We start from the raw sequence: 6048 nt of genomic DNA on the forward strand, positions 1-6048 counted from the left end.
TCTCGTCACCGGTCATCGATCCCGCAGCCTTGCGCTGCAATTGATGGACCAGCGAGGTCGACAGGCTGTTTTGCTGGTCGACCTCGGTCTTTTCCGGCCCGCCCGAAACCGGACCGACGGGCACGACGCGCTTGCCTTCGAGATAGTGGTCGGCGAGCATCGATTTGGCGATGCCGATGCCGCCGCGTTCGGCCATTACGTCGGCCACCCGCTCTGCAAGCTGCGATTTCCACATGTCGCCGGCCAGGCCCTTGCCGTAGACGCCCTCGGTGTCCTTGGGCAGCATGTTCTGGATGAAGGTCTGCAGCACCATCGCCTCGAACTTCTTGAATTTCTTGGCCGGGTCGGTTGCGGCGGCGGCCTTGTCGGCTGTGGCGCGCGACAGGATCGCGCCGGCATCGACGGAAGCGGCTGTGTCGAGTGAAAATGTGCCCGTAGCGCCGCCGGCCCGCTTTGCCAGCGCGGCGCGGGCGGTCTCGATATCCGCCGGGTCGACGGCTCGGGCCACATCCATAACGATGTCGCTGGGTGGAGAAATCGCCAAGAAAGTCCGCCTTTTACCGGTTTTCCCTGACCAGACCATGCCTCAACAAGCTTGTGGCAGGCTTGCGGGAAGGAGAGGGAGCGGAGTGCGGGGGATCGGATCGAAGCTGCCGGCGAGGGGCGGATTTCCGCCTCAGCCTCACTCCTTGACCGCCCCCGTCATCGAGGAGACGTAGTGCTCGACAAAGAATGAATAGAGCACCACCACCGGCAGGGAGCCGATCAGCGCGCCTGCCATCAGGGCTCCCCATTCATAGACGTCCGAACGTACCAGCTCGGTAAGCACGCCGACCGGCACGGTTTTGTTTTCGGACGACTGGATAAAGGTCAAGGCGTAGATGAATTCGTTCCATGACAGGGTGAAGGCGAAGATGCCGGCGGAGATCAGGCCGGGCACCGACAGCGGCAGAACTATCTTGGTCAGGATTTGCCAGCGGCTCGCTCCGTCGATCAGCGCGCATTCTTCCAGTTCGAAGGGTATCGAGCGGAAGTAGCCCATCAAGAGCCACGTGCAGAATGGAATGAGGAACGTCGGATAGGTGAGGATCAGTGCGAACGGCGTATCGTAAAGGCCGAGGTTGAACACCATTACCGACAGTGGAATGAACAGAATCGAGGGCGGCACGAGATAGGCCAGGAAGATCGCCAAGCCGACCTGCCGCGCCCCGGAAAACCGCAAGCGCTCGATCGCATAGGCAGCGAACACCGCCGCCAGCAGCGACAGGAAAGTTGAGGCGGTCGAGATGATGATCGTGTTGAGGAGCCAACCCGGATAGGACGTCTCGAAGAGCAGATACCGAATATGCTCGAGCGTCGGATGGACGACCCAGAACGGGTTGAAATTGGCATAATCCGTCATCTCGAGATTGGGTTTCACCGCCGTGATCGTCATCCAGTAGAACGGGAACAGCAGCACGATGACGAAGATCAGGAGCGGCAGATAAACGGTCACCACGCGCCGGGGCAGGCTCTGAAGATAGCCCATGCCGCCTTCATCCGTGTTCGGACGGTTGCTCGTTTCGATCGCGGCCATGTCAGTCTCCACCGCCCTGCTGCCATTTACGACGTTGCAAGCCGAAATAGCTGAAAAGGATCGCCGCAAGCAGGAACGGGATCATCGCCACCGCGATCGCGGCTCCCTCGCCAAGCTGGCCGCCGGAAATGCCGCGCTGGAACGAGAGCGTCGCCATCAGATGGGTGGCATTCACCGGCCCGCCGCGAGTCAGCACATAGATCAGCTGGAAATCGGTGAAGGTGAACAGGACCGAAAAGGTCATGGTGATGGCGATGATCGGCGTCAGCAACGGCAGCGTCACATAGCGGAACAACTGCCAACGGCTGGCGCCGTCGAGCGTCGCGGCCTCGTAAAGCGATTGGGGAATCGTCTGCAGGCCGGCCAGCAGCGTGATGGCCACGAAAGGAATGCCGCGCCAGACATTGGCGGCGATCACCGAGGCGCGTGCGTTCTCCGGATCGCCAAGGAAATTGATGCGGTGGTCGATCAGTCCCATCTGCTGCAGCGCCCAGGAGAGGATGGAGAACTGCGAATCGTAGATCCACCAGAAGGCGATGGCCGAGAGCACCGTCGGCACCACCCACGGCAGCAGGACAATCGCGCGGAAGAACGATTTGAAGGGAAGGTTCTGGTTGAGGAGGAGCGCCAGCCAGAGGCCGAGCGCGAATTTCAGGATCGAAGCGCTGATCGTGTAGAGCAAGGTGTTGAAGACGGAGAGCCAGAAGACGGCGTCGCTCCACAGATATTCATAGTTTTCGATGCCGATGAAGATGCCGGGGCGGCCGATGCGGGCGTCGGTGAAGCCGAGCCAGACGCCGAGCCCCAGCGGATAGGTCAGGAAGACAAGCAGCAGTGCAGCCGCCGGAAGCATGAAGCCGAAGCCAAGTGCGTTCCGGCTTTCGCTCCAGCGCGATAGAATCCGTGAGAAGATCGAAGATCGCGGCTGGATAGCAGCTGACGGCACGGCCATGGGTCGGCTCCTGCTGAGGTCTCATTGATCGGCCGGATCGGCCACGATGCAATCCGAAGCCAGCCGGGCAGCCGCGCTGCCCGGCTGAACCGGCTCAAACGCGATAATAGCGATTTGCCCGCTTCTCGGCCTCTTCCATTGCCTCTTGTGGCGTCGCCTGGCCGGTCACCGCTTTGGCGAACATATCGACCAGCACGTAGTCGGCCATGGTTGCCGCCGAAGCATAGCCGAGCGGCCCGGCATAGCCGTTAGGCCGCAGAGTAGCCGAAGCCTTGGCGTAAGCGGCGTTGTTGGGATCGGCAGTCCATACCGGGTTGTTGTCGAATGCCTTCAGGGTCTGGCAGCAATATCCGGCCGAGGAGGTGATCCAGTCCTTCATTTGCGGTTCCTCGAACATGAACTGCAAATACGCCTTGGCCGCGTTGGGGTAGGGCGTGTAATTGAAGATGACAGCCGTGGTCACCTGGAACAATTCGACGGATTTGCCGACAGGGCCGATGGGCAGGTTGGTGGTGCGTATGTCCTTGGCGATTTCAGCCAGCTTCGGATCATTGTCCTTATTGATTTTGGCGGTGTTGTAGGCCGAGATGCCGTTGGCGATGACAGCCAGTTCGCCGGCCAGGAAGGCGCGGTTGTTGTTGACGTCGAGCCAGCTTTCCGTGCCTGGAATGAAGGTCTTGTAGAGTTCCTGCGCGTATTCGATGGCCTTGAGGGTCTCGGGGCTGTTGATCGTTACCTTGCCGCTCTCGTCGACCATCTGGCCGCCATGGCTCCACAGCAGCCAATGAGCATAGTTGTTGCCGTCGCCGACGCCATGGCCATGCGTGAAGCCGGCCGGATGTCCCTTCGCCTGCAAGGCCTTGCAAAGTTCCAGGAAGCCTTTCGTGTCCTTGGGAAACTCCGAAAAGCCGGCCTCTTTCACCCAGCTTTCCCGATAGACGATGGCGTTTCCGATCGTGGCCAGTGGCAGGCCGATGAATTTGCCTTCCCGGGTCGCATATTGCTTTGGTCCATCATGCCAGCCGCCGTATTTCGAGCCGAGATACTCGCCCAGTTCGCTCACGTCGTGCAGCTTGTCGGGATATTGGTGCGGGTCATCGAACCAGACGAACATCAGGTCGGGGCCGGAGCCGACATTTGCCGCGACTGCCGCCTTGGGGCGAATGTCCTCCCAACTTTCCTTGTCGACGCGGACCGCGACACCTGTCGCTTCGGTGAAGCGCTTGGTGTTGGCCAGCCATTGGTCCTCGTCGCCCTGGACGAAGGGCGACCAGCGCAGCAGCCTAAGCTTGGCGCCATCCTCGGGTTTGTATTTCGGTCCGTCCTGGGCAAGGGCCGGAGAGCTGATGAACCGACTTCCCAAGGCACCTGCCGCCGCGCCGGCGGTGGTGCGGATCACGTCACGTCTGGTGAACTTCATGCTCGTTTCCTCCTGCTTGTTGTCCTTGCCTGTGGTCCTACTGATCGGTACGTGTTTGGAACCTCTGTCCGGTTTCTCCGTGAAAGAGATGGATGAGGCCGGGCTCGGCCGTAAGCCGGATGGTTTCGCCCGGCGTGAAGGAATGTCGTTCCCGGAAATTCGCGACGATCTCTTCGCCGCCGGCTGTCCGGCCGATGAGCTGCACTTCGGACCCGGTTGGTTCAACCACCGCGACGGTGACCGGAATGCCCTGGTCGTCGGACAGCCGCAAATGCTCGGGCCTTATTCCCAGCACCACAGGCTCGCCATTGGGGATGGAAAGTGCCGAGGCCAACGGGACTGAAATCCCCCCGGCGCCGCGGAACGAGGGTGAGCCGTCAATAGCGATCTCGCCCCTCAGCAAATTCATGGCCGGCGAGCCGATGAAGCTGGCGACAAAAAGATTGTTCGGCCGGTCATAGAGTTCCAGCGGCGGCCCTATCTGCTCGACGATGCCGTCATGCATGACCACGATCTTGTCAGCCATGGTCATGGCCTCGATCTGGTCGTGCGTGACGTAGACTGTCGTGGTCTTGAGGCGCTGGTGCAGTTCCTTGATCTCGGCGCGCATCTGCACCCTGAGTTTGGCGTCGAGATTGGACAGCGGTTCGTCGAAGAGAAAGACCGCCGGATCACGCACGATCGCGCGGCCCATTGCGACGCGCTGGCGCTGGCCGCCGGAAAGCTGCCGAGGATAGCGCGCCAGCAACGGCACCAGCCCAAGGATTTCGGCCGCGCGGCGCACGCCTGCATCGCTCTCCGGCTTGGAAACTCCTTTGAGCATCAGCGAGAACGCCATGTTCTCGGCAACGGTCATGTGTGGGTAGAGCGCATAGTTCTGGAAGACCATGGCGACGTCGCGCTCCTTGGGCGCAACGTTGTTGACGACCCGTTCGCCAATCGCGATCTGGCCGCGTGAAATCTTTTCCAGGCCGGCGATCATTCTGAGAAGGGTTGATTTTCCGCAGCCCGATGGTCCGACCAGAGTGACGAACTCGCCGTCCTCGATGTTCACGCTGACCCCGTGCAGGATCTCGACAGCGCCGAATGATTTGTAGACTTCGCCAATTGCGACAGACGCCATCGATCCTCCCAACAAATTCCCGCGACGTCGTCGAAGGAACAACGCTTCCGCCAGCTACAGCCCTGGCTCCTCCCAGGCTCACGCTAGGCCGAAACGGTAGCGCTACCAAACCGGGCTGTAAAGCGTTTAGGGGAAAGCCGAACCTTGGGAGGGTCCGCTTCGCGCCACACAATCCTCCCAGCTGCTCCTGCGTCCGCTTCTGCGCGATCAAGTCCGGCACCTGCGGTCGCAGCGTTCGCGTTCATCACAGTTGCGCACGTCCTTGTAGGCTCGCTCAACCGGCGGCGATAAGGCTGGCTTCCTGCCAGGCGCTCGCGAGGTTCGCTTCCTGGCGTACGACCGCCTGGGCGATGCGATAAGCGGATTGAATGGCCCCTTTTCCGTCAGGGGCAGTCATTCCGGAACGATCCTTCCCGCTTGATTAGAATTCCACGTTGAGTTTTGCATTGAAGCCGTTCTGCTGGACGCCGGAGCCGAACTGACCCTGGTAGGCGACGCTGAGGGTTGCGGCATCGGTCAGGTTGAGATCGAACCCCGCTTCGATGGCGGCACTGTCCTTGGCGATCGGCACGCCAGCGATCGTGAAGGCATCACCGGCAGAGAAGGCATGTGTGCTGGTCGGTATGACGTCGCCATAGGCATGGCGCCAGCCCAGCATGCCGCGCGCCGTGGCATTGATGGCGCCGAGCGTGAAGCCGGCGGAGGCTCTGAGACCAAGCGTGGTGAAGGTGGCGTCGGTGGTCTGGCTTGCACTGGTCAATGCCGCCGCACCGCCCTTTTCCGTGAAGCCGTCCGTATGCAGGTTGACATAAGCGAGGTTGGCAAAAGGCTCGAAGGCCGCGACTGGCGTATCGATGCGATAGCCGAGTTCCCCGAACGCCTGGAAGGTGCCAGCGTTGTAGTCGCCGCTCAGGCTGTCGGCAAAGCCGGGCATGGCCACCGAGCGCGATGTCTTCATGTCATGCCACGTATAGGCA

At 61.1% G+C, this 6048-nt stretch carries 7 protein-coding genes; all 7 read right to left on the bottom strand.

Annotated features, from left to right (window positions below):
• Positions 1-583: rod-binding protein (locus tag EN925_RS19225; RefSeq protein ID WP_164894279.1), on the bottom strand; the 583-nt coding region annotated here is incomplete at its 3' end.
• 99 nt (positions 584-682) lie between these two features.
• Positions 683-1576 (bottom strand): carbohydrate ABC transporter permease, encoded by an 894-nt coding sequence (locus EN925_RS19230; RefSeq protein ID WP_024502709.1) that lies wholly within the window; start codon positions 1574-1576, stop codon positions 683-685.
• A gap of 1 nt (position 1577) precedes the next feature.
• Positions 1578-2528 (bottom strand): sugar ABC transporter permease, encoded by a 951-nt coding sequence (locus EN925_RS19235; RefSeq protein ID WP_013529761.1) that lies wholly within the window; start codon positions 2526-2528, stop codon positions 1578-1580.
• Between the two features lie 94 nt (positions 2529-2622).
• Positions 2623-3948 carry an ABC transporter substrate-binding protein gene (locus EN925_RS19240; protein ID WP_013529762.1) on the bottom strand — a complete coding sequence of 442 codons (1326 nt, stop codon included), beginning with the start codon at positions 3946-3948 and terminating at the stop codon, positions 2623-2625.
• 37 nt (positions 3949-3985) lie between these two features.
• Positions 3986-5071, bottom strand: a complete 1086-nt coding sequence (ugpC, locus tag EN925_RS19245) for a sn-glycerol-3-phosphate ABC transporter ATP-binding protein UgpC (RefSeq protein WP_127369293.1) — start codon at positions 5069-5071, stop codon at positions 3986-3988.
• A 274-nt stretch (positions 5072-5345) separates the two neighbouring features.
• The gene (locus EN925_RS41510; RefSeq protein ID WP_281040652.1) at positions 5346-5468 is read right to left on the bottom strand and encodes a hypothetical protein; all 123 of its coding nucleotides are present in this window, start codon (positions 5466-5468) and stop codon (positions 5346-5348) included.
• Between the two features lie 24 nt (positions 5469-5492).
• The coding region (locus tag EN925_RS19250; RefSeq protein ID WP_127274247.1) for an autotransporter domain-containing protein at positions 5493-6048 on the bottom strand (556 nt) is incomplete at its 5' end.

It is taken from the genome of Mesorhizobium sp. M7A.F.Ca.US.006.04.2.1 (genome assembly GCF_004022915.1).
Lineage (GTDB): Bacteria > Pseudomonadota > Alphaproteobacteria > Rhizobiales > Rhizobiaceae > Mesorhizobium > Mesorhizobium ciceri.

Bases quoted from the DNA above. Each gene is read 5' to 3' on its own strand.
- EN925_RS41510 (WP_281040652.1), bottom strand. From the start codon at position 5,468: ATGACTGCCCCTGACGGAAAAGGGGCCATTCAATCCGCTTATCGCATC.
- ugpC (WP_127369293.1), bottom strand. From the start codon at position 5,071: ATGGCGTCTGTCGCAATTGGCGAAGTCTACAAATCATTCGGCGCTGTC.
- EN925_RS19230 (WP_024502709.1), bottom strand. From the start codon at position 1,576: ATGGCCGCGATCGAAACGAGCAACCGTCCGAACACGGATGAAGGCGGC.
- EN925_RS19235 (WP_013529761.1), bottom strand. From the start codon at position 2,528: ATGGCCGTGCCGTCAGCTGCTATCCAGCCGCGATCTTCGATCTTCTCA.
- EN925_RS19240 (WP_013529762.1), bottom strand. From the start codon at position 3,948: ATGAAGTTCACCAGACGTGACGTGATCCGCACCACCGCCGGCGCGGCG.